Below are 26,012 nucleotides of genomic sequence, written 5' to 3' on the forward strand. Positions count from 1 at the left end.
ATTGGTCTGTGGTGCATCATGCCTATGGTGTCGGGCAGGTGCCTTACAAAGCGGGAAAAACGAATGGATCAGACCAAGGCTATTCTGCGCCTGGCAGACCTGTCCGATGTCGTGGCCGTGGCAGCGCTGACCGAACAAGCCTATGCGGCGTATACGCATCTGCTTGGCGCACCGCCGATTCCTGTCACTGAGGATTACAGACCGCGTGTCGAGGCCGGGCAGGTGTGGTTGCTGGAGTTCTCAGGCAAGCTCGCTGGACTGATCGTTCTCGAACGACATGTCGACCACGTCCTGATCTTTTCCGTCGCGATAGCACCGGAGTTTCAGGGAAAGAAGTTCGGCATCCGCCTGCTTGACTGGGCTGAAGAAAAAGCGGCCGAAGCTGGGGTCGATCTGGTGAAGCTTTACACCAACGCCCGGATGGAACGAAACATCGCGTTGTACTCAGCCTATGGCTATCGGGAAACCGGCAGGCGGGCCAACCCAAAGCGACCGGGCTGGACTGTCGTGGATATGGAGAAACGTCTCACCAGCCAAGGCTGACAGAGCCAATCTCCAGTCGAATCTCTACCGGCGCTTGCCGAAGCGGTGACGGCGATCGAGGTCGTCGAGGCGCACGCGCTCGGCTTCCTGATGCAGGCCGAAAACGGTCGCGATCAGCATGGCTACGGTCATTGCGGTGGCGAGCATGAGGATCATCATGGCTTAATCTCCTGTTCCCTAAACGAGCAGAAGGTGAATTGGTTTCACCGCGCATGATCATCTGTACGTGAACAGACTTTAACCGTGTGTGATCGCGCCGTTCATCTGCTGTTCATGGTTGATGAAGGGTTCACGCCGCAGTCCGGCCACCCATTTGCGTTCCGGCCCGGTGCCCGCTAGAAGCAGCATCATGACTGAACGCATCGCTCTCTATGCCGGCTCTTTCGATCCTCTGACCAACGGCCATCTCGATGTGCTGAAGGCCTCGCTTGCGATAGCGGATACGGTTTACGCCGCCATCGGCATCCAGGCGTCGAAGACGCCACTGTTCTCCTTTGAGGAGCGTTCCGAGCTGATCGAAAAGGCTGCCGCCGCCGAATTCGGCAGCGAGGCCAAGCGCATTCGTGTCGTCTCCTTCACCGGCCTGGTGATTGACGCGGCCCGCAAGAACGGCGCATCCATCATGATCCGTGGCCTGCGTGACGGCACCGATCTCGACTACGAGATGCAGATGGCCGGCATGAACGAGACAATGGCTCCGGAGTTGCAGACAGTCTTCCTGCCCGCGAGCCCTTCGGTGCGCACGATTACCGCCACATTGGTCCGCCAGATAGCCTCGATGGGCGGCGACATTCGTCCCTTTGTGCCGGTCGCAGTCGCCGGCGCGCTCAAAGCCAAATTCGCGAAATAGGTCCTGACCCTAGATATTTCGGAGATCATCCCATGCAGCTCAAAAAGCTCGCCGCCTTCCTCGTCGTGCTTGCCGGCCTTTTCGGCGGCGCGTCGCAGGCCTTCGCGGCAGACCCTGAAAACACCATGGTCATCACGCTGAAGGACGGCGATGTCGTTGTCGCCCTGCGGCCCGACCTTGCACCCAAGCATGTCGCCCAGATCAAGAAGCTGGTGCGTGAAGGTGCCTATGACAACGTTGCCTTCCACCGTGTCATCGATGGCTTCATGGCCCAGACCGGTGACGTCCAGTACGGCAACATGAAGAAAGGTTTCGACGCCAGCCTCGCCGGCACCGGCGGCTCGAAGGAACCCGATCTGCCCGCCGAATTCTCCAAGGAAAAATATGCGCGCGGCGTTGTCGGTATGGCGCGATCGCAGGATCCGAATTCGGCGAATTCGCAGTTCTTCATCATGTTCGCGCCGGCACCGTCGCTGAACGGCCAGTACACCATCGTCGGCAATGTCGAGAAGGGCATGGAATTCGTCGACAAGATCAAGAAGGGCGACGCCGCCGACAACGGCTCCGTCTCCGATCCGGACCGTATGGTCAAGGTTCGCATTGCCGCTGACAAGAACTGAGTTTTATCAAAAGGATATCCAAAATGGCTGAAATCAAGGATCGCGAAAACGCGCTCATCATGGAAACGACCAAAGGCAAGGTCGTCATCGAATTGTTCCCTGACCTCGCACCCGGTCATGTCGGCCGCATCAAAGAACTGGCGCGTGAGGGCGCTTATGACGGCGTCGTCTTCCATCGTGTCATCGACGGCTTCATGGCCCAGACTGGCGATGTGAAGTTCGGCAAGTCGGGCGGCAAGGATTTCAATCCGTCGCGTGCTGGCATGGGCGGTTCCGACAAGCCGGACCTGAAGGCAGAGTTCTCCAACGTCAATCACGCTCGCGGCACCTGCTCGATGGCACGCGCACAGAACCCGAATTCGGCAAATTCGCAGTTCTTCATCTGCTTCGAGGATGCCGGCTTCCTGAACCGTCAGTATACGGTCTGGGGCCAGGTCATCGAAGGCATGGAGAATGTCGACAAGATCAAGCGCGGCGAGCCGGTGCAGGATCCCGACAAGATCGTGTCGCTGAAAGTCGCGGCGGACGTGAAGGCCTGATCCGATGGCCGGCGCTCTCTGGTCGCTTCTCGGCGTCCTTGCGGGCGCCTTCATCGCCATCCAGGCTCCCATCAATGCCCAGCTCGCCCGCGGGCTGGGTGTGCCCGTTGCCGCGGCCGCGATCTCGTTCCTGGCCGGCGCAATCGTTCTCGGCATCGTTACGTTCTTCACGACGCGCGCGCAGGGCATCGCCATCGACTGGCGCGCGCCGGCACCTTGGCTCTTCGTCGCCGGTGGAGCGCTGGGTGCAGTCTATGTCACGAGTTCCGTGCTTCTTACGCCGAGAATCGGCGCCGCCGCGCTGATGGCGTTCCTTGTTGCGGGTCAGCTTCTGGCCGGCATGCTGGTGGACCGGATCGGCTTCCTTGGCGTCGCCGTCCGTGAAATCTCGATGGGTCGCGTGGTCGGCGCAGCGCTGTTGCTCGTCGGTGCGTTGATGATCCGGCTTTATTGACGGGCAGGCTCCTAGCAACAAGCACGGTGGCGGATCGATCGAGATCGCGCTATGGCCGCTGCCATGAAAGTGGATCTCTTCGATTTTGACCTGCCCGAGGAGCGCATAGCGCTTCGGCCCGCCGAACCGCGCGACACGGCGCGACTTCTGGTCGTGCGACCGGGCGAGGGACTTGCCGACAAGGTTGTGCGCGACCTGCCGTCCCTCCTCGATCCCGGCGACGTGCTGGTCTTCAACGATACAAAGGTCATTCCCGCGCAACTGCGCGGCATCCGCCGCCGCGGTGAGGCTGCTGCCCAGGTGGAAGCGACGTTGCACATGCGCACCGGTGCCGACCGCTGGCTAGCCTTCATGCGGCCAGGCAAGCGTGTCGCAGAAGGCGACCGGATCCATTTCGGCCACGACGGCAGTTCCTGTTTCCTCGGCCAACTCGACGCCACGGTGCTCGAAAAACGCGAGGGTGGCGAGGTGTTGCTGAGTTTCGATCTTTCCGGTGCGTTCCTCGATGAGGCTTTGCACGCCGTAGGCCATATCCCGCTGCCGCCTTATATTGCTTCAAAGCGTGACGATGACGCACGTGACCTTGCGGACTACCAGACCATCTATGCTCGGGAAGAGGGGGCGGTGGCGGCGCCGACCGCAGGCCTGCATTTCACACCCGATCTGTTTGCAGCGCTTGACGCCAAAGGTATCGAGCGACGGTTCGTGACCCTGCATGTCGGAGCCGGCACCTTTCTGCCGGTAAAGGCGGACGACACCGCCGACCACAAGATGCATGCCGAAACGGGTTACGTGTCGAGTCAGGTGGCGGATGCGCTGAACGCCGCCAAGGCACGTGGTAATCGCATCGTCTGCGTCGGTACGACGTCATTGCGGCTGTTGGAAAGTGCCGCGCGCGAAGATGGCAGGCTTGGCGAATGGTCTGGAGCGACCGACATTTTCATCACGCCTGGTTATCAATTCCGGACCGCCGATGTGCTGATGACCAATTTCCACCTGCCGCGCTCGACGCTGTTCATGCTGGTTTCGGCCTTCGCCGGGCTGGATACAATGCGCGCGGCCTATCGGCATGCGATCGAGAACGGGTATCGCTTCTATTCCTACGGTGACGGCAGCCTGCTGTTCAGGTCATAGCGATCTTCCCAGATCGGCATTTCGACGCTTTCGACATAAGGTGCTCTTGCGCGGGGAGCGGGGCGCACCTTATGTCGAGGAGGAGAGATGGATCACGATCTCGAAGCCATGAACCGCGACCAGCTTGTCGCCGAGGTGAAGAAGCTACGGCAAGGCATTCGCACGCACCGAGACTCGACGGGTCACGAGCTGTGCTGGCATCATCCGGACCTTTGGGAACTGTTGCCGGAAAGAACCGACCCGGCGATCGCAGTGCCGCCCTGGCCCAAGTTCATGCGCGGCTGCATCCGCTACAGGCAGTCGCTCGAGGAGCAGGCAGCCACGGCGCCGGTCCACGACAAGGAATTCGGCGAATAACAGTCGACAGCTCAGAACCAGTAGTCGACGACATTGCGGCCGTCGCGCGGTAAGTCGGTGTGGGTGGTCAGACCGTCGAAATGGTCGATCGGCAAGGCCGCCACGGTTTCCGGCTCGGCAAGCCGTACGTTGACGGCCATGCGTCTGCGACCGTTCCTGTCCAGTTGCGTGCCGCGCCACCACGCTACGTTGCCGCAGTTGGGGCAGAAATGGAACGTGAGATCGCCATCGCTGTCACTGCGGGCATAGACGCGTGCTTCGCCGGAGACCTCGATTTCCTTACCCTCGTAGCCGTAGATCCACAGCACGCCATAGCGGCGGCAGGCTGTGCAGTTGCAAGCCGTAGCGCCATCCGGAATCCCGTTGAACCGCCAGCGTACGGCACCGCAGTGGCATGCACCTTCGAATATCGGCATAGGATCGCTCCACGGATTGCCGTTTCTCAAGCTAGGCGCGGGGACTGAGCCGGACAAGGGTTCATCCCGGATTGTCTTGCGCCGCAGCGACAGCTAAAGGCAGCGCATGATCGAGAATTTTTCCTTTTCCGTGCTCGCCACGGACGGCAAGGCGCGGCGCGGTGAAATCGCCATGCCGCGCGGCAAGATTCGGACCCCCGCTTTCATGCCGGTCGGTACCGGCGGCACGGTTAAGGCCATGTACATGGACCAGGTGCGTGGTGTCGGTGCAGACATCATCCTGGGCAACACCTATCACCTGATGCTGCGGCCTGGTGCGGAACGGGTGGCGCGGCTGGGTGGGCTGCACGAATTCGCGCGCTGGCCGCATCCGATCCTGACCGATTCCGGCGGCTTCCAGGTGATGTCGCTGTCGAAGCTCAGGAAACTGACCGAGCAGGGCGTCACCTTCCGCTCGCATATCGACGGCTCGGCCTACGAGATGTCGCCGGAACGTTCGATCGAGATCCAGGGCCTGCTCGATTCCGATATCCAGATGCAGCTTGACGAGTGCACGGCACTGCCTACCGACGCCAGGGAAATCGAGCGTGCGATGGAGCTGTCGCTGCGCTGGGCCGAGCGCTGCAAGACAGCCTTCGGCGATCAGCCTGGCAAGGCGATGTTCGGTATCGTGCAGGGCGGTGACATTGCTCCGCTACGGGTGCGCTCCGCGCAGGCGCTGTCGGCGATGGATCTCAAGGGGTATGCGGTTGGTGGCCTTGCGGTGGGTGAACCGCAGGCGGTGATGCTGGATATGCTCGACATCACCTGTCCGGAGCTGCCGGCCAACAAGCCGCGCTATCTGATGGGAGTCGGCACGCCTGATGACATCGTGAAATCGGTGGCACGTGGCATTGACATGTTCGATTGCGTGATGCCGACGCGGGCAGGGCGCCATGGGCTAGCCTATACCAGACGCGGCAAGATCAACCTGCGCAACGCCCGCCACGCCGACGATCCGCGTCCGCTTGACGAGGAAAGCGACTGCCCTGCGGCCCGAGACTACTCCAGGGCGTATCTTCATCATCTGGTCCGCTCGCAGGAGGCGCTCGGCGCCATGCTGCTCACCTGGAACAACCTGTCCTACTATCAGAAGCTGATGCAGGACATTCGCGCCGCGATCGAAGCCGGTCAGTTCGAAGCCCGTACCGCTGTGATCTCGGAAGGCTGGGTGAAGGGTGATTTGCCGCCCTGCTGAAGGCGGGGCGGCCAATGACCCTGCGGCAGCCCCCTTTGATCAGTCAAGCTTCGACCAGCCGAAAACCTGCCATTTGTATTTGGACGTTTTTTCCGGCTCTGCCGTATAAGTCATCTGGATATCGCCGCCCTCGGCGTAGATGTCGAGCCGTGGTGCCGTGTCCAGTTTGAGCCAGAGCGAATCGTTCTTGAACGACCAGGTTCCGCACCACACGCAAGGCCCCGACGCAGGATCGCCAGGCTGATGGAAGTTGTAGCTACCGTCTGCCTTGATCTCAAGATAGTCGAAGGCTGAATAGAAGGTGGTTACTGTCTGCTGGAAATCATTCGCAGCCGCTTCATCCTTCTCTGAGGGCGATCCTTTCAGATCTCGCGGCGGCCGGATGGCCGACCCGCTCAGTTTCCACTTGCCGATGAAATCCTTCTTGGTCGGCAGATATTCGGTCTGAGCTTGGGCTGACGAAACAGGTGCGATCGACTGTGCCGCACCGATCAAGCCGGTTGCAAGCAACAGAGCAGCCGCACACGCAGCCTTGCTTCGGTTTTTCATGACGCGCATTTCTTCTCTGGAGTGGCAGGGTTTGTCGGAATTTGGCGAAGCGGCTACCACTGTGCTTGTCGATGCGTCAATCGTTGCACCCTCCCGGACGACGTCCGGGTTCTCCGTCGGCTATAGCGCGTTGGCGATCGCCTGGAATGCATCGATCGTTTCGTATTCCATCGCACCGCCGCTGTTGTTGTAGTCGGCATAGGCCGAAGTCTTGGCAATCACCACCCCGCGCGCCGGGTTCACGTAGATGAACTGACCATAGATGCCGATTGCCGCGAAGTCGCCCTGCGGCTTGCCGGGAATCCACCATTGGTAGCCGTAGCCGAATGGAATACCGGCGGCGGGGTCCTCACGGCCAGGCATCAGATAGGGTGCGTCCGGCGTCACCGAGGCATGCACCCATTCGGCCGGTACGATCTGCTCGCCCTTCCAGTTACGCCCCTTGTTGAGATAGAGCAGGCCAAAGCGGGCGTAGTCACGCAGCACGGCATTCAGGCCGCCGGCCGCCAGCGCTTCCTTCTTCTGATCGACCAGCCAATAGGCATCCGCCTCGGGGCCTAGCCTGGACCAAAGTCTCTCCTTGAAATAGTCGGGCAGGGGTTTGCCGGTTGCCCCCTCCAGTACCATGCCGAGCACCTGGGTATCGGCAGAGACGTAGCGGTTGAACGTGCCTTGCGGCCGCTCGCTCTTGAGATGCGCGGTGAAATCGTTCACCGAACCGGTGAGGATCTGGATGATATAGCGCACGATATCGGAATTGAGATCGCCGTAATCCTCGTTGAAACCGATGCCGGACGACATCTGCAGGACGTTCTTGACCGTAACGCCCTTATAGCCGCCCTCGGCCAGCAAGGGGGCGTATTTCTCGACGGGATCCTCCAGCCTGATCAGACCGTCGGCGACTGCATTGCCAACGAGAAAGGAAATGGTCGACTTCGAGACCGACATGGCGATCGACTGGGTTCCAGCATTGTTGCCGCGTCGGTATTCCTCGTGGATGATCTTGCCATCCTTGATCACAATGAGGCCGGTGGTCTGTGTCCTTTCGATCCAGTCGGCGAGCTTTCGGGTCTCACCTGCGGAGGCATAGGTTTCCGGCAGCGCTCTTTCTGCCTTTGGAAGTTCGCTTACCTCCGAACCATGTTCGACCCGAACGGCGGGATAGAGTTTGTAAAGCGAGCGGAAGTTCTCATCGATGACGTTCGGTTTGAACGCGTTCGCGTAAGTGTAGACGGCGTGCAGTTCCTCTATCTTCCGACGAAAGACGAAGCCGCCGACCAGTGCGACGGCAATGAGCAGAAGAAGGACGCGCAGCATCCAGCGCCAGAAAGTCCGCATTCAGTCCTCCCACCATGCCGGAACTACATGGGTTCCGATCGAATTGGGATGAAGTTGACGCTACGGCCGTCGGGCCTGTCAATGTGCCGTTGCGGCAAGCGTGGGCCTGCCGTCCCTGTCGGAAACCGGCTTGAATGCACCGGACACGTCTGCCAAAACGGATGCGAAACAGAAGGAAGGCCGGCCCGTGAAGACGTTTTTTGTGCAGTTCAAGTGCGAACTCGGCAAGGCCTATGAGGTGGCTGCCGCGCTTGCCGACGCTGAACTCGCCTCCGAGATCTACTCGACCGCCGGTCACTACGATCTGCTCGCGAAATTCTACATCGACGATGACCAGGACATCGGCCATTTCGTCAATGAGAAGGTGCAGATCATTCCAGGTATCTCCGACACCTTCACGACCGTGACGTTTCGGGCATTTTAGGCTGCGGTAAAGTGCACGCCGAATAAGCACGCATTGCCCAGGAAGCTGTTTTGCCGCCTGCCTATCGTGCAATCTTGACGGCCAAACTGCTGTAACGATGCAAATCGCCGATTGCGCTTGATTTCCTCTCCGACGCCAGTTGAAATGGTGTCAGAGGGGAGTACGCGTTTGGCAGCTTTCGATGAGATGCTTCCGGAAACGACCGGGCTGAGGAGACCATACTCGGCATATGATCGCTGGCTGAAAGAACAAGACCCAGGTCGACTTACCCAGAAGATGGAAGATGCCGAACGTGTCTTCCGGAAAACCGGGATCACCTTCGCCGTTTACGGCGAGCAGGAGGCTTCGGAGCGCCTCATTCCTTTCGACATCGTGCCGCGCATCATCTCGGGCCAGGAATGGCGCCGCCTGGCATTGGGCATCGAACAGCGGGTGCAGGCGCTCAACGCCTTCCTGGACGACATCTATCACCGCCAGGAGATCCTGCGGGCAGGGCGCGTCCCGAAACAGTTGATCGCGGCCAACGAAGCCTTCCTGCCGGAGATGATCGGTGTTCGGCCTCCGGCCGGAGTCTACACGCACATCATCGGCGTCGACATCGTGCGCATCAGCGAAAACGAGTTCTACGTGCTGGAAGACAATGCGCGTACGCCATCAGGTGTCTCGTACATGCTGGAGAACCGCGAGACGATGATGCAGCTCTTTCCGGAGCTGTTCCAGCAAATCAAGGTGCGGCCCGTCGAGAATTATCCGGCGCTGCTCAGGCAATCCCTGGCTGCCGTGAAGCCAAGGGGCGTCGAGGGGACGCCGACCATCGCTGTGTTGACGCCGGGCATCTATAATTCCGCTTATTACGAGCATGCTTTCCTGGCCGACCAGATGGGCGTGCAACTCGTCGAGGGGCAGGATCTGCGTGTCGTCGACGGCCATGTCGCGATGCGCACCACGGAGGGTTACAAGCAGATCGACGTGCTCTATCGCCGTGTCGATGATGCGTTCCTGGATCCGCTGACCTTCCGTCCGGATTCGGCACTTGGCGTGCCCGGCATCATGGACGTCTACCGCGCGGGCAACATCACCATCGCCAATGCGCCGGGCACCGGGATTTCCGATGACAAGGCGATCTATTCCTACATGCCGGAGATCGTCGAGTTCTACACGGGTCGCAAGCCGATCCTGGGTAACATTCCGACCTGGCGCTGTTCCGAGCCGGACAGCCTGAAATACGTGCAGGAACACATCTCGGAACTGGTCATCAAGGAAGTGCACGGATCGGGCGGCTACGGCATGCTGGTTGGCCCGGCGGCAACCAAGAAGGAATGCGAAGAGTTCGCCAAGAAGCTTGCCGCCAAGCCTGCCAACTACATCGCCCAGCCGACGCTGGCGCTCTCCACCTGTCCGATCATGACCGAGAAGGGTCTGGCGCCACGCCACGTCGATCTCAGGCCCTATGTGCTGGTTTCCGACCGTATCCAGCTGGTTCCGGGTGGCCTGACGCGCGTTGCGCTCAAGGAAGGCTCGCTTGTGGTCAATTCCTCTCAAGGCGGAGGCACGAAGGATACATGGGTGCTGGATGACTGAAGGCAGGTCGGCAGTCGGCGGCCGGCAGTCGGGTGTCTGCAACGCGCTGCTTGCTTTCGGAGGGGGGTATTAATGCTGCTCGGACGCACCGCCAACGGCCTTTACTGGATGAACCGCTACATCGAGCGGGCGGAGAACATGGCGCGGCTGGTCGATGCCGGGCTGCGCATGGCGCTGACGCGCACCCAGGATGCCTCGGAAGAATGGCATTCGGTGGTGATCAGCGCCGGGTCCGACGTCGCGTTCGCGCAAAAATATTCGGAGTTCACTGCGGCCAACGTCGCCGACTTCCTGCTGCGCGACACATCGAACCCGTCCAGCGTCATGTCGTCGATCGAGACGGCGCGCAACAATGCGCGCATGGTGCGTACCGCGCTGACACGCGAGACCTGGGAAAGCACCAACGAAGCCTGGATGGCGCTGAAGCGGATGCTGGCCAGGCCGATCGACCAGCGCGACCTGCCGTCAGTGCTCGATGCGGTCAAACGCGAGACGGCCTTGATCCGCGGCTCGCTCTTCGGCACGCAACTGCGCAACGAGATCTTCGATTTCTCGCAGCTCGGCACATATCTCGAACGCGCCGACAACACCGCCCGCATCCTCGATGTGAAATACTACGTGCTGTTGCCGTCGATCTCCTGGGTCGGCTCGACCCTCGACAACTATCAGTGGGAATCGATCCTGCGTTCGGTGTCGGCGCACCGCTCCTATCGCTGGGTCTACGAGGCGGAGTACAAGCCGACGAACATCGCCGACTATCTGATCGTCAACGCACGCATGCCGCGTTCGCTGACCTTCTGCTATCGGTTCATCCTTGAGCACCTGAATTTCCTGTGCGGCGACTATGGCGCGCGCCACGCCAGCCATGCGACGGCCGAGCGAATTCATGCGATGCTGAAGGTTGGCTCCATCAAGGACGTCTTCGATGCGGGCCTGCATGAATTCCTCGGCAATTTCATCGCCGAGAACACGCGCCTCGGCGACCAGATCGCCGAAGACTACCGGTTCTACTAGGCGGATTGAGATGAACCCTGCGATTTCGACCCGTCCTGATATCAACGCAAAACGTCGCAGTTGGCCATCATGCGTCTGAAGATCACGCACCGGACCGAATACAGTTACGACACGCCGGTCAGCTACGCGCTGCAACGCGTGCGACTCGTTCCAGGTTCGGGTCCCACGCAGACCGTGCGCTCCTGGGCGCTGAAGATCGAAGGCGCCAGGGAAGAGGTGCACTTCCGAGACCAATTTGCCAACGACACGCGCCTGGTCAGCGTCGAAGGGGCGTCGCACGTCATCGCGATCGAGGCGGTCGGCGAAGTGGAGACGATCGACAAGGCAGGCGTGTATGGACCACACCAGGGCTTCGCGCCCTTGTGGCTGTTCCTGCGCGAAACACCACTGACGACGGCTGGCGAGGGGATTCGTGGTCTTGTCGCGGGCCTCGGCGAAGGCCCCGAGATCGAACGGCTGCATAGACTGATGGGGCTGGTGCGCGATCGTATCACCTACCTGCCAGGCAGCACCAGCGCCGAAACGGTGGCTGAAGAAGCGCTCAGTCTTGGCACTGGTGTGTGCCAGGACCACAGCCATGTCTTCATCTCGGCGGCGCGGCTTCTTGGTTTATCAGCCCGATACATCAGCGGTTACCTGATGATGGACGGCATTTCGGAGCAGGTGGCGAGCCACGCCTGGGCCGAGGTGCATGTCACCGGATTGGGTTGGGTGTCGTTCGACGCGGCCAACGGCATCTCGCCGGATGAGCGTTATGTCCGGGTGGCGAGCGGACGCGACTATCGCGATGCGATGCCGGTTTCCGGCATTCGTCTGGGCCAGGGCCGCGAGCAACTCGCCGTTTCGATCACTGTCGTGCAACAGTAGTCACCAAGGCGACGCCAAATGCCGCCAACCTGCCTTGCGCGCCAGTGCCTGGCAGCATAATGCACATGTTAATCAATATCGGGCCGAACTCAGGGAGAAGGCGGTATGGATAGCCAGGAATTCCGCGCGTGGTCACGGCGCGCCGCGGACTGGGGCGCGGATTACCGGGATACCGTGCGGGACAGACCGGTACGGCCGCATGTGGCCCCGGGATCGACCCTGCAGCAGATCGCGGCATCGCCACCGGAGCAGGCGGAAGCGATGGAAGCGATCTTCGCCGATTTCGAAGCGAAGATCATGCCTAGCATGACACATTGGCAGCATCCGCGCTTCTTCGCCTATTTTCCGGCAAACGCCGCGCGTGTTTCCGTCATCGCCGAATACCTGGTGACCGCAGTAGCGGCGCAATGCATGCTGTGGCAAACCTCGCCTGCCGCAACCGAACTCGAAACAAAAATGATCGACTGGCTGCGCCAGGGACTCGGCCTGCCGGAAGGGTTCTCCGGGGTTATCCAGGATTCGGCTTCCTCCGCCACGTTGGCCGCCATACTCACCATGCGCGAACGGGCACTCAACTGGAAGGGCAATAAGGATGGCCTGACCGGACAGAAGCGCTTGCGTATCTACAGTTCCAACCAGGTCCACACGTCGATCGATCGCGCCATCTGGGTCGCCGGCATAGGCGACGAGAACCTCGTCCGTGTCCCGACAACCGGTGTGCTGCGTTCCATGGATGCAGCCGCGCTGGAGGCTGCGATCCTCGCTGACAAGGAGGCAGGATTTCTCCCGGCAGGCATCGTCGCCTGTGTCGGAGGTACCAGCACCGGCGGCACGGACGACATCGCTGCGGTCGTGGAAATCGCCCGCCGCCACGATCTCTACCTGCATGTCGATGCAGCATGGGCGGGCGCCGCGATGATCTGTCCGGAATATCGTCACTTCTGGCGCGGGATCGAAAAGGCCGATTCCATCGTCTTCAATCCGCACAAATGGCTGGGCGCCAGTTTTGACTGTTCAATCCAGTTCGTGCGCGACCCGGAAAGCCATGTGCGCACGCTGGCCATCAAACCTGAATATCTGAAGACACACGGCCATGACGGCATCGTCAATTATTCCGAGTGGACGGTGACGCTGGGTAGGCGGTTCCGTGCGCTGAAACTGTGGTTCCTGATGCGCGCGCATGGATTGGAAGGCCTGCGCACCATGATCCGCAACCATGTGGGCTGGAGTGCCGCTCTGGCGGAGCGGCTTTCGAAAGAGCCGGATTTCGAACTGGTGACAGCGCCGGTGCTGTCGCTGTTCTCATTCCGCCACCTGGCAGGCGAGGGAGGTGACAGCGACGAACACAATCTGCGGCTGGTCAATGCCATCAACGATGATGGCCGCATCTATCTCACCCAGACACGCGTCGACGATCAGGTCGCGATCCGTTTCCAGGTCGGGCAATTCGAGGCGACGCGAGAGGATGTCGAGGCCGCTTTCGATGTGATTGTCGAGATCGCTCGCGGCCTCTCGTAGCCAAAGAGGATGCGGCGGATACGCTGTCCGCCATAGCTGGCTCTTGCTTTTCTTCCATTTTCGTTTTTGGCTATGAGTAACAAAAAACGAAAATGGGAACTGCCCAAATGTATCTGTCGCCACGCCATGCCGAGATCATCCAGATGGCCAAGGAGGCAGGTCGTGTGCTGGTGGATGATCTTGCCGCGCATTTCGAAGTGACGCCGCAGACGATCCGCAAGGATCTCAACGATCTGTGTGACCAGCGGCTTCTGACACGCGTCCATGGCGGCGCATTGTTCCCGTCAGGCATCGAGAACATGGAGTATGAGGCGAGACGGCAGATCGCTGCCGATGAAAAAGAAGCAATTGGTCTCGCCGCTGCACGGCTGATCCCGGACAATGCCTCGCTATTCATCAATATCGGCACCACGACCGAAGCCGTCAGCAAGGCCCTGCTTGATCATAGCGGCCTGATGGTGATCACCAATAACATCAATGTTGCCAACAGGATGCGTGTCTATCCTTCGATAGAAGTGGTGATTGCCGGTGGTGTGGTGCGCGGCTCGGACGGTGGTATCGTCGGTGAGGCGGCAGTCGATTTCATCAAGCAGTTCAAAGTCGACTACGCAGTAATCGGCGCCTCGGCCATCGATCATGACGGGGCGCTGCTCGATTTCGATTTTCGCGAAGTGAAAGTCGCGCAAGCCATCCTTGCCAATGCGCGCCACGTCATCCTGGTTTCGGATTGCACCAAGTTCGAGCGCACCGCACCCGTTCGCATCGGTCACCTCTCGCAGGTCAACACCTTCATAACCGATCGATGCGACATCCCCGCGGTGCGCAAGATCTGCGCGGACTCCGAGGTTCAGCTCATCGAGACGTCACGACCCTGATAGCAATGCAGGCTAGCTTTTTTGATTGATCTGAATTTCGTTTGACATTCGTTCTGTTTTCGAAATAACATCCAAGCGCTTTCGAAATGCGGCTTTCTATGCTGCAATGCGAAATCATGGGAGGGCATTTTGGACGGAACTCCGGTCCATGACATTTTTGTCATCGGCGGTGGCATCAACGGTTGCGGCATTGCGCGCGACGCGGTCGGCCGTGGCTATTCGGTATTCCTGGCCGAGATGAACGATCTGGCGAGCGGGACATCGTCCGGTTCGACCAAACTCATCCATGGTGGCCTTCGCTATCTCGAATTCTATGAGTTTCGCCTTGTGCGTGAGGCGTTGATGGAGCGCGAGGTGCTGTGGCGCAACGCGCCGCACATCATCTGGCCGATGCGTTTCGTGCTGCCCTTTTTTGCCGGCGGGCCGCGTCCGGCCTGGATGCTGCGGCTCGGTCTTTTCCTCTACGATCATATAGGCGGGCGCAGGCTTCTGCCGGCCACGAAAACACTGGACATGCGGCGCGATCCTGCCAGCAAGCCGCTGAAGCCGCTGTTTTCCAAGGCGTTTGAATATTCCGACGGGTGGGTCAACGATGCGCGCCTGGTCGTGCTGAACGCGAGGGATGCCGCCGATCGCGGCGCAACCATCCGGACCCGCACCAAGGTTGTGGCCGCGCGCCGCGAAGGCGATCTATGGGCGATCACGATCGAGGACTCGCGTGACCGCAAGACCGAAACCGTCAGGGCGAGGCTGCTGGTCAATGCTGCCGGGCCCTGGGTTGACCATGTCCTGGAGAAGACCGTCGGCAAGAACGACGTGCACAATGTGCGTCTGGTGCAGGGCAGTCATATCGTCGTGCGCAAGAAGTTCGATGACCCGCGCGCCTATTTCTTCCAGAACAAGGATGGCCGCATCATCTTCGCCATTCCCTATGAGGAAGATTTCACGCTGATCGGTACCACCGATCGCGATTATTCCGGTGATCCGCATAATGTGACGATCAGCGAAGGCGAGATCGACTATCTGTGCGCGGCGGCCAGCGAGTATTTTGCCGATCCGGTGACGCGCGCCGACATTGTCTGGACTTATTCCGCTGTCCGCCCGCTTTACGATGACGGCGCATCCAAGGCGCAGGAAGCGACACGCGACTATGTGCTGAAAGCCGAGGGCGGGGAGGGCGCAGCTCCGCTCATCAATGCCTTCGGCGGCAAGATCACCACCTATCGCCGGCTGGCGGAGTCCATGCTGGAGAAGATCGAGGGCTTTCTCGGCAAGCGCGGCGAGCCCTGGACTGCAAAAGGCGCGCTGCCTGGCGGCGACTTCCCGGCAACCGGGTATGACGCCGAGGTCGCCAAGCTCAAGAGTTCCTATCCGTTTCTGGAAACCCGCATGGCGAGGCGTCTGGTGCGGCTCTACGGGACGCGTGCGCGCGTCCTGCTCGGACCGGCCAAATCAACGGCCGACCTTGGCCAGGATTTCGGTGCCGAGCTCTACGAGGCCGAAGTCCGCTACCTCGTCGAACATGAATGGGCACGGACTGCCGAGGACATCCTCTGGCGCAGGACCAAGCGTGGCCTGCATTTCGATCGCGAGCAGACCGCCAAGCTGGAAGCATTTCTGCGCCGCGTCAGCGGCCCGCATATCGCTGCCGCCGAATAGCGCGGCATAGGGAGGAAACCGAATGCTGGAATTGCGGAACGTCTTGAAGGTCGTGGGTGCGGCAACGCACATCAACGACGTATCGCTGACGCTGCAGCACGGCTCACTGAATGTGCTTCTGGGCCCGACGCTGTCTGGCAAGACGAGCCTGATGCGGCTGATGGCTGGTCTCGATCGCCCAACCACCGGTTCGGTCTGGTTCGATGGCAAGGATGTCAGCGGCGTGCCGGTACAGAAGCGCAACGTCGCCATGGTCTACCAGCAGTTCATCAACTATCCGGCGATGACGGTCTATGAAAACATAGCCTCGCCGCTGCGCGTTGCCGGTGTCGACAAGGCCAGGATCGATCGCGAGGTGCGGCAGGCCGCGGAGCTTCTGAAACTCACACCCTATCTGGAGCGCACGCCGCTTCATCTGTCCGGCGGCCAGCAGCAGCGTACCGCGCTCGCCCGCGCCATCGTCAAGAATGCCAGCCTCGTGCTGCTCGACGAGCCGCTGGCCAACCTCGACTACAAGCTTCGCGAGGAACTGCGTGCCGAATTGCCGAGGATTTTCGCCGAGGCCGGCACCATTTTCGTCTACGCAACCACGGAGCCGCATGAAGCGCTGCTGCTCGGCGGCAACACGGCGACGCTGTCGGAGGGCAGGGTCACGCAGTTCGGTCCGACCATCGAGGTTTTCCGCAAGCCGAATGACCTGATCACGGCCCGCACCTTCGCCGATCCACCGCTCAATACGATCGTCCTGCGCAAATCCGGCGCAAGGTTCCTGCTCGATGGCGGCGTGAGCCTGCCCGTGCCGGCGGATATCACCGGTGTTGCCGATGCCAGCTACACGATCGGATTCCAGCCGCATCATCTTTCATTGCAGCGGCCGAACGATCAGGCCGTGCCGGTGCGCGCCAAGGTATCGATCACCGAGATCACCGGTTCGGAGAGCTTCGTGCATCTGGACTTCGCCGATGCGCGCTGGGTGATGCTTTCCCACGGCATTCTCGACCTCACCACCGACGACGAGGTCGAGGTGTTCATCGATCCCCGCCACATCATGGTCTTCGACGCGGACGGGCGTTCGGTCGGCGCGCCGCGGTTGGCGGCATAGGAGCGCGGCATGGCACGCATCGATCTCGATCATATCCGCCATTCCTATCTGCCCAATCCGCAGAAGGACACCGACTTCGCGCTGAAGGAAGTGCATCACACTTTCCAGGATGGCGGCGCCTACGCGTTGCTCGGCCCGTCCGGTTGCGGCAAGACCACGCTGCTCAACATCATTTCCGGCCTGCTGCATCCTTCGCACGGCAAGCTGCTTTTCGACGGAAACGATGTGACCAATCTGTCGACGCAGGAGCGCAACATCGCCCAGGTGTTCCAGTTCCCGGTCATCTACGACACCATGACGGTTTACGATAATCTGGCTTTTCCGCTCCGCAATCGCGGCGTTCCGGAGGCAGATATCGACCGCAAGGTGCGCGAGACGCTCGACATGATCGATCTCGCTGACTGGGCCAGGCGCAAGGCGAGGGGCCTGACCGCCGACCAGAAGCAGAAGATTTCGCTCGGCCGCGGACTGGTGCGCTCCGACGTCAATGCCATCCTGTTCGATGAACCGCTGACCGTCATCGACCCGCATATGAAATGGGTGCTGCGTTCGCAGCTCAAGCAGCTGCATCGCCGCTTCGGCTACACCATGGTCTATGTCACGCACGACCAGACGGAAGCGCTTACCTTCGCCGACCAGGTGGTGGTGATGTACGACGGCGGTATCGTCCAGATCGGCACGCCGGCAGAGCTTTTCGAACGACCGAAACACACCTTCGTCGGCTATTTCATCGGCTCGCCCGGCATGAACGTGCTGCCGATCGAGGTCCAGGGCAAGACCGCCAAGCTTGGATCCCTGGCGATTACGCTCCCCGGAGCCCCGGAGAAGACCGGCGGTTCGATGGAACTCGGTATCAGGCCTGAATATGTGCGCCTTGGCCGGGTCGGCATCGGCGTGTCGATCAGCAAGGTCGAGGATGTCGGCCGCCACAAGGTTGTCCGTGCCAGGCTGGAAGGCCGCGAGATCGCGGCGATCGTCGGCGAAGACGAGGAAATTCCCGCTGAACCGAAGCTGCGTTTCGAACCGGCCGGCATCAATGTCTATGCCGATTCCTGGCGCGTCGAGATGAGGGCCTGACCATGGAGAAAACCTGGAACAACAAGGCCTGGTTTCTCGTCCTGCCGGTGCTGGTGCTGGTGGCTTTCTCCGCCGTCATCCCGCTGATGACGGTGGTCAACTATTCGGTACAGGACACCTTCGGCAACAACCAGTTCTTCTGGGCCGGTACCGAATGGTTCGAGGAATTGCTCGGTTCGCCGCGTTTCTGGCAGGCGATGGGGCGCAACCTCGTCTTCTCTGCGATCATTCTGGCCATCGAAGTGCCGCTCGGCATCCTGATCGCGCTCAATATGCCGAAGAAGGGCTGGGGCGTTCCCGTCTGCCTGGTGCTGATGGCGCTGCCGTTGCTGGTTCCGTGGAACGTCGTCGGCACGATCTGGCAGGTGTTCGGCCGCAGCGACATCGGTCTGTTCGGCTACTACCTGAACAAGCTGGGTTTCAACTACAACTATGTGCAGGACCCGCTCGACGCCTGGTTCACCGTCATCATCATGGATGTGTGGCACTGGACGAGCCTCGTCGTGCTGTTGTGCTATGCAGGCCTTGTCTCGATCCCGGATGCCTTCTATCAGGCCGCCAAGATCGACGGCGCTTCGCGCTGGGCCGTGTTCCGCTACATCCAGTTGCCAAAGATGCAGCGCGTGCTTCTGATCGCGGTTCTGCTGCGCTTCATGGACAGCTTCATGATCTACACCGAACCGTTCGTCGTCACCGGCGGCGGCCCCGGCAACTCGACCACTTTCCTGTCCATCGATCTGGTCAAGATGGCGCTCGGCCAGTTCGACCTCGGCCCGGCGGCGGCAATGTCGCTGGTCTACTTCCTGATCATCCTGCTGCTGTCATGGGTGTTCTACACCGTCATGACCAACTACGACGCGGAGCGCTGACATGGCGAGCGCAAACGAACGGACAAACCCGACCGATACGGCGATCACCGCCGGTTCGCTGAGGAGCGGTCTCTCGCAGGAACAGCTCGCGCGGCGCATGCGCAAGCGTGGCGAGGAATCGAAATTCTGGTGGGTGATCCCCACACTCTACATCCTGTTCCTGCTGCTGCCGATCTATTGGCTCGTCAACATGAGCTTCAAGACCAACACGGAGATCGTGTCCGGCCTGACGCTCTATCCGCACGAGCCGACACTGCGGAACTACCGGATCATCTTCACCGATCCATCCTGGTACATGGGCTATGTGAACTCCATCACCTATGTCGTTATGAATATGGTGATTTCGGTGGCCGTTGCCTTGCCTGCGGCCTATGCCTTCTCGCGCTATCGCTTCCTTGGCGACAAGCACCTGTTCTTCTGGCTGCTGACCAACCGCATGGCGCCGCCGGCCGTGTTCGCGCTGCCGTTCTTCCAGCTCTACTCCGCCTTCGGCCTGATCGACACGCACATCGCGGTGGCGCTGGCTCACTGCCTGTTCAACGTGCCGCTGGCGGTGTGGATCCTGGAGGGCTTCATGTCCGGGGTGCCGAAGGAGATCGACGAAACGGCCTATATCGACGGCTATTCGTTCCCACGCTTCTTCTTCAAGATCTTCATGCCGCTGATCGCGAGCGGCATCGGCGTGGCCGCCTTCTTCTGCTTCATGTTCTCATGGGTGGAACTGCTGCTTGCCCGCACGCTGACCACCACCGATGCCAAGCCGATTGCTGCCGTCATGACGCGCACGGTCTCAGCCTCCGGCATGGACTGGGGTCTGCTTGCCGCCGCCGGAGTGCTGACGCTGATCCCCGGCGCCATCGTGATCTGGTTTGTCCGCAACTACATCGCCAAGGGCTTCGCCCTGGGGAGGGTATGATGGCTGTTTCCCGGAACTGGATCGTTCCCTTCATCATCGTGATCGCCGTCTATCTCGGCGCATCCGGGCTGCTGGCCGCATTCGTCCCGGTTCAGGACGGCGCGCGCGCCTGGGGGGCGCCTCTGATCGCCGGCGGCTGGATGGCATGGACCTTTCCGACCGCCATGTTCTTTCTCTCGATCTTCGGCATCCTCTCGTTGATGGCGGTGTGGGAATATGCGTCGCCCGGCGGAAATCCGCGCGTCGGCGTGCTGCGTTTCGAGACGACGCGCGGCGACCGTCTGTTCATCACGCTGCTTGGCAGCGCCTTCATTCATCTCGCTTGGCTGGGTCTCGTTGGAGCCGGCCTGTGGTGGGCTCTCGCTCTCTCCGTGGCCTACGCCGTAGCGGTGTTCCGCTACGTTTAGAGGGAGAAAACCGTCGGGGAGGCGGCGGGTTCCGCTGCCGATCCGGAGCATATTAAAACTTATTGAGGAGGAGACTTATGCGACGGCAATTTCTGATATCGACGACCGCGCTTGCCCTGCTTGCTGGCATGGGCAACGCCTACGCAGGCATGGACGAGGCGAAAGCCTTCCTGGACAAGGAAATCGGCGACGTGTCGACGCTTTCGCGCGCCGACCAGGAAAAGGAAATGCAGTGGTTCATCGACGCCGCCAAGCCGTTCGCCGGCATGGAGATCAAGGTGGTGTCGGAAACCATCACCACGCACTCCTATGAATCGGAAGTGCTGGCGCCGGCCTTTTCGGCCATCACCGGCATCAAGCTGACGCACGACCTGATCCAGGAAGGCGACGTCGTCGAAAAGATCCAGACCCAGATGCAGACGGGTCAGAACCTCTACGACGGCTGGGTCAACGATTCCGACCTGATCGGCACGCACTGGCGCTACAAGCAGGTGCGCAACCTGACCGACTGGATGGCCAACGAAGGCAAGGATGTCACCAATCCGAACCTCGACCTCGCCGACTTCATCGGCACCTCGTTCACCTCGGCACCGGACAAGAAGCTCTATCAGTTGCCTGACCAGCAGTTCGCGAACCTGTACTGGTTCCGCTACGACTGGTTCAACGACGAGAAGAACAAGGCCGACTTCAAGGCGAAGTACGGTTACGATCTCGGCGTGCCGGTCAACTGGTCAGCCTACGAAGATATCGCCGAGTTCTTCAACGGTCGCGAGATCGACGGCAAGAAGGTCTTCGGCCATATGGACTACGGCAAGAAGGACCCGTCGCTGGGCTGGCGCTTCACCGACGCCTGGCTGTCGATGGCCGGCAACGGCGACAAGGGCATCCCGAACGGGCTCCCGGTCGACGAATGGGGCATCAAGGTCAACGAGAAGTCGCAGCCCGTCGGTTCCTGCGTGGCGCGCGGCGGCGACACCAACGGCCCGGCTTCCGTCTACGCCATCCAGAAATATCTGGACTGGCTGAAGGCCTATGCTCCGGCCGAAGCCCAGGGGATGACCTTCTCCGAAAGCGGTCCGGTTCCGGCGCAGGGCAACATCGCCCAGCAGATGTTCTGGTACACCGCCTTCACCGCCGACATGGTCAAGGACGGTCTGCCGGTGGTGAACGCCGACGGCACGCCGAAGTGGCGCATGGCTCCGAGTCCGCATGGCGTCTACTGGAAGGACGGCATGAAGCTCGGCTACCAGGACGTCGGTTCCTGGACGCTGATGAAGTCGACCCCCGATGACCGCGCCAAGGCCGCCTGGCTCTACGCGCAGTTCGTCACTTCGAAGACAGTCGACGTGAAGAAGAGCCATGTCGGTCTCACCTTCATCCGCGAGAGCACCATCCACCACAAGAGCTTTACGGACCGCGCGCCGAAACTCGGCGGTCTGATCGAGTTCTATCGCTCACCGGCCCGCGTGCAGTGGTCGCCGACGGGCACCAACGTGCCGGACTATCCAAAGCTGGCACAGCTGTGGTGGCAGGCAATCGGCGACGCATCCTCCGGCGCCAAGACCGCGCAGGAAGCGATGGACTCGCTGTGCGCCGAGCAGGAGAAGGTGATGGGCCGCCTCGAGAAGGCCGGCGTGCAGGGCGACATCGGTCCGAAGCTCGCCGAGGAGCACGATCTCGAATACTGGAACAAGGATGCCGTCTCGAAGGGCAACCTTGCGCCGCAGCTCAAGATCGAGCCCGAGAAGGACAAGCCGATCACCATCAACTATGACGAGCTGGTGAAGAGCTGGCAGAAATAACACGGTGCGGGCAGCGGCCCGCATCCAAAGTCGGGGGAGGCGGCGTCATGCCGTCTCCCTTCTCGTATCGCGATGAGGGGAAGAGATGACAGGTTTCGTCTTAGCGATAGACCAGGGCACGACATCCTCACGTGCGATCCTGTTCGACGGTGCCATGAAGGTTGCCGGCGTCGGCCAGCAGGAATTCACCCAGCATTTTCCGGCATCCGGCTGGGTCGAACATGATCCGGAAGAGATCTGGGCAAGCGTCGTCCAGACCGTCAAGGCTGCGCTGAAAAAGGCGGGTTGCAAGGCTTCCGGCGTGGCCGCCATAGGCATCACCAACCAGCGCGAGACGGTTGTCATCTGGGACAAGGCGACAGGCAAACCGATCCATAACGCCATCGTCTGGCAGGACCGTCGTACCGCGCCACTCTGCGCCAAATTGCGCAAGCAGGGCCTGGAACCGAAATTCACCAGGAAGACCGGTCTGCTGCTCGACCCCTATTTCTCAGGCACCAAGATCGCCTGGATGCTGGACAAGGTGAAGGGAGCGAGGAAGCGCGCCGAGCGTGGCGAGCTTCTGGCCGGCACCATCGACAGCTTCCTGATCTGGCGGCTCACCGGCGGCAAGGTGCACGCGACCGACGCCACCAACGCGTCTCGCACGCTGGTCTACAACATTGCCACCAATGCGTGGGACGACGAGTTGCTGCGCATCCTGAACATCCCGGCGCAACTGCTGCCGCAGGTGAAGGATTGCGCCGATGACTTTGGCGTGACGGAGAAAGATCTCTTCGGCGCCGAGATCAGGATCCTCGGCGTCGCCGGTGATCAGCAGGCGGCGACCATCGGCCAGGCCTGCTTCGAGCCGGGCATGATGAAATCCACCTACGGCACCGGTTGTTTTGCGCTGCTCAACACCGGCGCGGACATCGTGCGCTCGAAGAACCGGCTGTTGACAACCATCGCCTACCGCCTGAACGGCAAGACCACCTATGCGCTGGAGGGCTCGATCTTCGTCGCTGGTGCGGCGGTGCAATGGCTGCGCGACGGCATCAAGGTGATCGGCAAGGCCGAACACAGCGGTGAACTTGCCGCCCAGGCAGACGATGCGCAGAACGTCTATCTGGTGCCGGCCTTCGTCGGACTGGGCGCGCCGCACTGGGACGCCGAAGCACGCGGGGCGATCTACGGGTTGACGCGCAATTCCGGCCCGGCGGAGTTTGCCCGCGCGGCACTGGAATCAGTCGCCTACCAGACACGCGACCTGCTCGATGCCATGAAGAAGGACTGGAAGACCGGAAACGGCAAGACGGTGCTGCGAGTCGACGGCGGCATGGTGGCGTCGGCGTGGACCATGCAACGGCTCGCCGACCTTCTCGATGCGCCCGTCGATCGCCCGACCATCCTGGAGACCACGGCGCTCGGGGCTGCCTGGCTGGCCGGCTCGAAGGCCGGAGTGTGGCCGAAGATGAAGGACTTCGCCAAGGCCTGGTCGCTCGACCGCCGCTTCAAGCCGGAAATGGATGCGAAAATCCGGACAGCCAAGCTGAAAGGCTGGCACGATGCCGTCAGGCGAACCCTGACGACGTGATTTGGGCGCCCATGGGCGTTGTTATTGCTGCGAAAAAGTCGGTTGTGCGCAGTGGTTTGGAAATCGGCTTTTTTCCGGTTGACCATGGGGGGCACTCTCCCTATGTTCCGCCCACTTTTCAGGCGGACCGGCATTCGGAAACGCGGTCGGCAAAAGCCGGGCGATGTTCCGGCCAGAAAGCCAGGATGGGCCGGTAGCTCAGCGGTAGAGCACGTGACTTTTAATCATGTGGTCGAGGGTTCGATCCCCTCCCGGCTCACCATCTTAACCAGTTGAAAAATTTTACATTGTTCTAATTTAGTCCGCTGCTACGCTGTGCAAAACGCGCGTGGCCCAATTGCCTGTTTCGACGCCTGCAGCACAGTGGGCCCATCATGGCGGCGGAATTGGATACAGTCCTGTTCGAAATGGCGGTGCGGGCTGCCAGCGCGCTGCCGACCAGTTTTTCGGAAAAGGTTACGGATATCGCCATGCGCACGGCGGGCCTGCTGGCCTTCGATGTCCGTGTCGAGGGCGACTACCGCTTCCAGCGTATCGCAGGCATTCGGTATGACGCCGATATCGGCATCCTGGCGCTGACGAAGAACGGCCAGTCGGTGGACAGCTGCCGGGTCAATGGTGCGCTGGCAAGTTTCATCGAGCCGCTCGAGAACTGGAACGGCCTGTCCCTGCAGGCGCAGGCACGGACCGATATCCTTGGCCACACCAGCCTCCTGGTCGCAGCACTCAGGAATGCAGGCAACCTGCCCAACCGGTCAACCGACTGAGCAATTCCGGCAAAAGTGCACAGGGGCTTTCCGTCCGGGACTGTGTGAAAGCAAGCGGAAACGCTCCAACAGTGCGGTGCGGAGGCCCCGCGGCGCGATTTTCCAGGACGGTGTCAGGCGTTGTGCGCTGCTGCCAGGCCTGCTGCCAGATCGGCCTTCAAATCCTCGACATCCTCGAGCCCGATCTGCAAGCGGATCAGCGGGCCTTCGTAAGGGCCCTTGGCTATGGTGCGGTCGCCGAGGAAGACCGGCACCGCCAGGCTTTCATAACCACCCCAGGAATAGCCGAGGCCGAAGATCTTCAACGCATCGAGGAAGGCATGTGCCTGCTTCTGGCCGCCACCGGCGAGCACAATGGAAAAGACGCCGCTGGCACCGCTGAAGTCGCGCTTCCACAACGCATGGTCGGGATGGCTCGGCAAGGCAGGGTGGAGAACGCGCGCCACGCCGGCCTGCGTCTCCAGCCAGGTGGCGATATCCAGGGCGTTCCTGCCGTGATGGTCCAGTCGCACACCCATGGTACGCAGGCCGCGCAGCACTTGGTAGACGTCGTTGGGGCCGGCGCAGCAACCCAATGCATCAAAGCCTGCGAGCAGCTTTGGCCAGCAGGCCTCGTTGGCCGAAACGGTGCCCAGAAGCACATCGGAGTGGCCGCCCGGATATTTGGTGGCTGCGTGTATGGAGATGTCGACACCGTGGTCGAGCGGACGCAAATAGAGCGGCGTCGCCCAGGTGTTGTCCATCATGACCACCGCGCCAATGGCGCGCGCCTGCTTCGAGATCGCCGGTATGTCCTGCACCTCATAGGTGTTTGAGGCCGGCGACTCGGTGAACACGATCCTGGTGTTCGGCCGGAACCGCGCCTTGATGCCGGCGCCGATGCGCGGCTCGTAATACTCCACATCGACACCCATGCGCTTCAGCATGGTGTCGCAGAAATGCCTCGTCGGCCGATAGATGCTGTCGACCACCAGGACGTGGTCTCCGGCCGAGGCGAATGCGAGCAGCGGAACCGTTACAGCCGCCAGGCCGGATGGAACGATGATGGTGCCGGCCGAGCCCTCGAGTTCGTCGATGGCCGCAGCGAGCGCGTCCGAAGTGGGCGTTCCGTGCGTGCCGTAAGTGTATTTCTGGCTGCGCGAATTCATGGTGGCGGCATCCGGGTAGAGCACCGTGGAGGCATGCACCACCGGCGGATTGACGAAGCCGAAGAAGTCGCGCGGATCGTTGCCGCTATGCGCGAGCCGCGTGTTGATGCCCCAATTGCCGTTGTTTTTCGCCATGATCCTGCTGCCTGCTGAGGTTGGGAAGGGATAGAGCGGGCAAGCCTGCGGCGCAACCACCGGGTGGTCGCCAGCATCTCGCTTCGAATGGACCAGCGGCGCGAAACTCGCCCTGTTTTTTGAGCAATTTGAAGTTGAATTTCGTCGATCTGCCGAATGATGCGGCAGCCACGAGCAAACCTTTGTTCGAGCGTCGATATTATTTGCTGGTTGGCCGCCACGGTTCGGTCATTTTTCT

28 protein-coding genes and 1 tRNA gene are annotated in these 26,012 nt (G+C 61.0%); 24 read left to right on the forward strand and 5 right to left on the reverse strand.

Translation table 11 applies throughout. From position 1 onward, the window contains the following. Positions 1 to 63 precede the first annotated feature (63 nt). Positions 64 to 543 (forward strand): GNAT family N-acetyltransferase, encoded by a 480-nt coding sequence (locus ACFWYE_RS02145; RefSeq protein WP_379109306.1) that lies wholly within the window; start codon positions 64 to 66, stop codon positions 541 to 543. A gap of 24 nt (positions 544 to 567) precedes the next feature. Here the strand turns inward: ACFWYE_RS02145 and ACFWYE_RS02150 are convergent, their stop codons facing one another. After that, entirely contained in the window at positions 568 to 702 is a 135-nt protein-coding gene (locus ACFWYE_RS02150; protein ID WP_260854895.1) for a hypothetical protein, read from the reverse strand. A gap of 190 nt (positions 703 to 892) precedes the next feature. On the opposite strand from ACFWYE_RS02150, the gene coaD reads away from it, so the two are divergent. The 6 genes from coaD to ACFWYE_RS02180 all read left to right on the forward strand — a co-directional run bounded on the left by coaD (position 893) and on the right by ACFWYE_RS02180 (position 4,497). Next, on the forward strand, positions 893 to 1,393 hold the full coding sequence (gene coaD / locus ACFWYE_RS02155) for a pantetheine-phosphate adenylyltransferase (protein ID WP_379070288.1): 501 nt from the start codon (positions 893 to 895) through the stop codon (positions 1,391 to 1,393). A gap of 32 nt (positions 1,394 to 1,425) precedes the next feature. Continuing rightward, positions 1,426 to 2,013, forward strand: coding sequence for a peptidylprolyl isomerase (locus ACFWYE_RS02160; protein ID WP_379070291.1), 588 nt, complete (start codon positions 1,426 to 1,428; stop codon positions 2,011 to 2,013). Positions 2,014 to 2,036: 23 nt separating this feature from the next. Then, positions 2,037 to 2,552, forward strand: a complete 516-nt coding sequence (locus ACFWYE_RS02165) for a peptidylprolyl isomerase (RefSeq protein ID WP_129414722.1) — start codon at positions 2,037 to 2,039, stop codon at positions 2,550 to 2,552. 4 nt (positions 2,553 to 2,556) lie between these two features. Next, positions 2,557 to 3,006, forward strand: a complete 450-nt coding sequence (locus tag ACFWYE_RS02170; protein WP_379109308.1) for a DMT family transporter — start codon at positions 2,557 to 2,559, stop codon at positions 3,004 to 3,006. 63 nt (positions 3,007 to 3,069) lie between these two features. Next, positions 3,070 to 4,140, forward strand: a complete 1,071-nt coding sequence (gene queA, locus ACFWYE_RS02175; protein ID WP_379109309.1) for a tRNA preQ1(34) S-adenosylmethionine ribosyltransferase-isomerase QueA — start codon at positions 3,070 to 3,072, stop codon at positions 4,138 to 4,140. An 87-nt stretch (positions 4,141 to 4,227) separates the two neighbouring features. Next, complete coding sequence (locus ACFWYE_RS02180; RefSeq protein WP_379070300.1) at positions 4,228 to 4,497, forward strand: hypothetical protein; 270 nt, start codon at positions 4,228 to 4,230, stop codon at positions 4,495 to 4,497. Between the two features lie 11 nt (positions 4,498 to 4,508). On the opposite strand, the gene ACFWYE_RS02185 is transcribed toward ACFWYE_RS02180, so the two are convergent. Next, the gene (locus ACFWYE_RS02185; protein ID WP_379109748.1) at positions 4,509 to 4,907 is read right to left on the reverse strand and encodes a GFA family protein; all 399 of its coding nucleotides are present in this window, start codon (positions 4,905 to 4,907) and stop codon (positions 4,509 to 4,511) included. Between the two features lie 112 nt (positions 4,908 to 5,019). Between ACFWYE_RS02185 and tgt the strand changes: the two genes are divergently transcribed. Further along, on the forward strand, positions 5,020 to 6,150 hold the full coding sequence (gene tgt / locus ACFWYE_RS02190; RefSeq protein ID WP_379109311.1) for a tRNA guanosine(34) transglycosylase Tgt: 1,131 nt from the start codon (positions 5,020 to 5,022) through the stop codon (positions 6,148 to 6,150). Positions 6,151 to 6,189: 39 nt separating this feature from the next. Here the strand turns inward: tgt and ACFWYE_RS02195 are convergent, their stop codons facing one another. Both ACFWYE_RS02195 and ACFWYE_RS02200 read right to left on the reverse strand, forming a co-directional pair. After that, entirely contained in the window at positions 6,190 to 6,699 is a 510-nt protein-coding gene (locus tag ACFWYE_RS02195; protein WP_379109313.1) for a hypothetical protein, read from the reverse strand. A 120-nt stretch (positions 6,700 to 6,819) separates the two neighbouring features. Beyond that, the gene (locus ACFWYE_RS02200; protein ID WP_379109750.1) at positions 6,820 to 8,016 is read right to left on the reverse strand and encodes a serine hydrolase domain-containing protein; all 1,197 of its coding nucleotides are present in this window, start codon (positions 8,014 to 8,016) and stop codon (positions 6,820 to 6,822) included. Between the two features lie 208 nt (positions 8,017 to 8,224). Here ACFWYE_RS02200 and ACFWYE_RS02205 point away from each other — a divergent pair, with 208 nt between their 5' ends. From ACFWYE_RS02205 to ACFWYE_RS02280, 16 genes are all read left to right on the forward strand, one after another. After that, on the forward strand, positions 8,225 to 8,461 hold the full coding sequence (locus ACFWYE_RS02205) for an Lrp/AsnC family transcriptional regulator (RefSeq protein ID WP_054311233.1): 237 nt from the start codon (positions 8,225 to 8,227) through the stop codon (positions 8,459 to 8,461). Positions 8,462 to 8,629: 168 nt separating this feature from the next. Next, complete coding sequence (locus ACFWYE_RS02210) at positions 8,630 to 10,042, forward strand: circularly permuted type 2 ATP-grasp protein (RefSeq protein ID WP_379070307.1); 1,413 nt, start codon at positions 8,630 to 8,632, stop codon at positions 10,040 to 10,042. 72 nt (positions 10,043 to 10,114) lie between these two features. Further along, entirely contained in the window at positions 10,115 to 11,056 is a 942-nt protein-coding gene (locus tag ACFWYE_RS02215; RefSeq protein WP_379070313.1) for an alpha-E domain-containing protein, read from the forward strand. A gap of 69 nt (positions 11,057 to 11,125) precedes the next feature. Next, a complete protein-coding gene (locus ACFWYE_RS02220) occupies positions 11,126 to 11,923 on the forward strand; it encodes a transglutaminase domain-containing protein (RefSeq protein WP_379070316.1) in 798 nt (265 codons plus the stop codon). A gap of 105 nt (positions 11,924 to 12,028) precedes the next feature. Beyond that, positions 12,029 to 13,441 carry a pyridoxal phosphate-dependent decarboxylase family protein gene (locus ACFWYE_RS02225; RefSeq protein WP_379109314.1) on the forward strand — a complete coding sequence of 471 codons (1,413 nt, stop codon included), beginning with the start codon at positions 12,029 to 12,031 and terminating at the stop codon, positions 13,439 to 13,441. 107 nt (positions 13,442 to 13,548) lie between these two features. After that, positions 13,549 to 14,316, forward strand: a complete 768-nt coding sequence (locus tag ACFWYE_RS02230; RefSeq protein ID WP_379109752.1) for a DeoR/GlpR family DNA-binding transcription regulator — start codon at positions 13,549 to 13,551, stop codon at positions 14,314 to 14,316. Positions 14,317 to 14,445: 129 nt separating this feature from the next. Next, on the forward strand, positions 14,446 to 15,975 hold the full coding sequence (glpD, locus tag ACFWYE_RS02235; RefSeq protein ID WP_379109315.1) for a glycerol-3-phosphate dehydrogenase: 1,530 nt from the start codon (positions 14,446 to 14,448) through the stop codon (positions 15,973 to 15,975). 22 nt (positions 15,976 to 15,997) lie between these two features. Next, positions 15,998 to 17,077 (forward strand): ABC transporter ATP-binding protein, encoded by a 1,080-nt coding sequence (locus ACFWYE_RS02240; protein WP_379109317.1) that lies wholly within the window; start codon positions 15,998 to 16,000, stop codon positions 17,075 to 17,077. Between the two features lie 9 nt (positions 17,078 to 17,086). After that, positions 17,087 to 18,154 (forward strand): ABC transporter ATP-binding protein, encoded by a 1,068-nt coding sequence (locus tag ACFWYE_RS02245; RefSeq protein ID WP_379109319.1) that lies wholly within the window; start codon positions 17,087 to 17,089, stop codon positions 18,152 to 18,154. A 2-nt stretch (positions 18,155 to 18,156) separates the two neighbouring features. Beyond that, entirely contained in the window at positions 18,157 to 19,023 is an 867-nt protein-coding gene (locus ACFWYE_RS02250) for a carbohydrate ABC transporter permease (protein ID WP_379109321.1), read from the forward strand. A 1-nt stretch (position 19,024) separates the two neighbouring features. Then, positions 19,025 to 19,939, forward strand: coding sequence for a carbohydrate ABC transporter permease (locus tag ACFWYE_RS02255; RefSeq protein ID WP_379109323.1), 915 nt, complete (start codon positions 19,025 to 19,027; stop codon positions 19,937 to 19,939). Further along, a complete protein-coding gene (locus ACFWYE_RS02260) occupies positions 19,939 to 20,346 on the forward strand; it encodes a DUF2160 domain-containing protein (RefSeq protein WP_379070337.1) in 408 nt (135 codons plus the stop codon). The genes ACFWYE_RS02255 and ACFWYE_RS02260 overlap by 1 nt, the downstream gene beginning before the upstream one ends. A 77-nt stretch (positions 20,347 to 20,423) precedes the next feature. Continuing rightward, complete coding sequence (locus tag ACFWYE_RS02265; RefSeq protein ID WP_129414739.1) at positions 20,424 to 22,148, forward strand: ABC transporter substrate-binding protein; 1,725 nt, start codon at positions 20,424 to 20,426, stop codon at positions 22,146 to 22,148. 85 nt (positions 22,149 to 22,233) lie between these two features. Beyond that, complete coding sequence (gene glpK / locus ACFWYE_RS02270; protein WP_379109325.1) at positions 22,234 to 23,724, forward strand: glycerol kinase GlpK; 1,491 nt, start codon at positions 22,234 to 22,236, stop codon at positions 23,722 to 23,724. Positions 23,725 to 23,911: 187 nt separating this feature from the next. Then, positions 23,912 to 23,986: transfer RNA gene (locus ACFWYE_RS02275), tRNA-Lys, on the forward strand. A gap of 112 nt (positions 23,987 to 24,098) precedes the next feature. Beyond that, positions 24,099 to 24,491 carry a hypothetical protein gene (locus tag ACFWYE_RS02280; protein WP_379109327.1) on the forward strand — a complete coding sequence of 131 codons (393 nt, stop codon included), beginning with the start codon at positions 24,099 to 24,101 and terminating at the stop codon, positions 24,489 to 24,491. A 113-nt stretch (positions 24,492 to 24,604) separates the two neighbouring features. Here the strand turns inward: ACFWYE_RS02280 and ACFWYE_RS02285 are convergent, their stop codons facing one another. Then, positions 24,605 to 25,774: a cystathionine beta-lyase gene (locus tag ACFWYE_RS02285; RefSeq protein WP_379109329.1), complete on the reverse strand. Its 1,170-nt coding sequence runs from the start codon at positions 25,772 to 25,774 to the stop codon at positions 24,605 to 24,607. Positions 25,775 to 26,012: the final 238 nt, after the last annotated feature.

The organism is Mesorhizobium sp. NPDC059025 (assembly GCF_042739655.1).
In the GTDB taxonomy this organism is placed as follows: Bacteria; Pseudomonadota; Alphaproteobacteria; order Rhizobiales; family Rhizobiaceae; genus Mesorhizobium.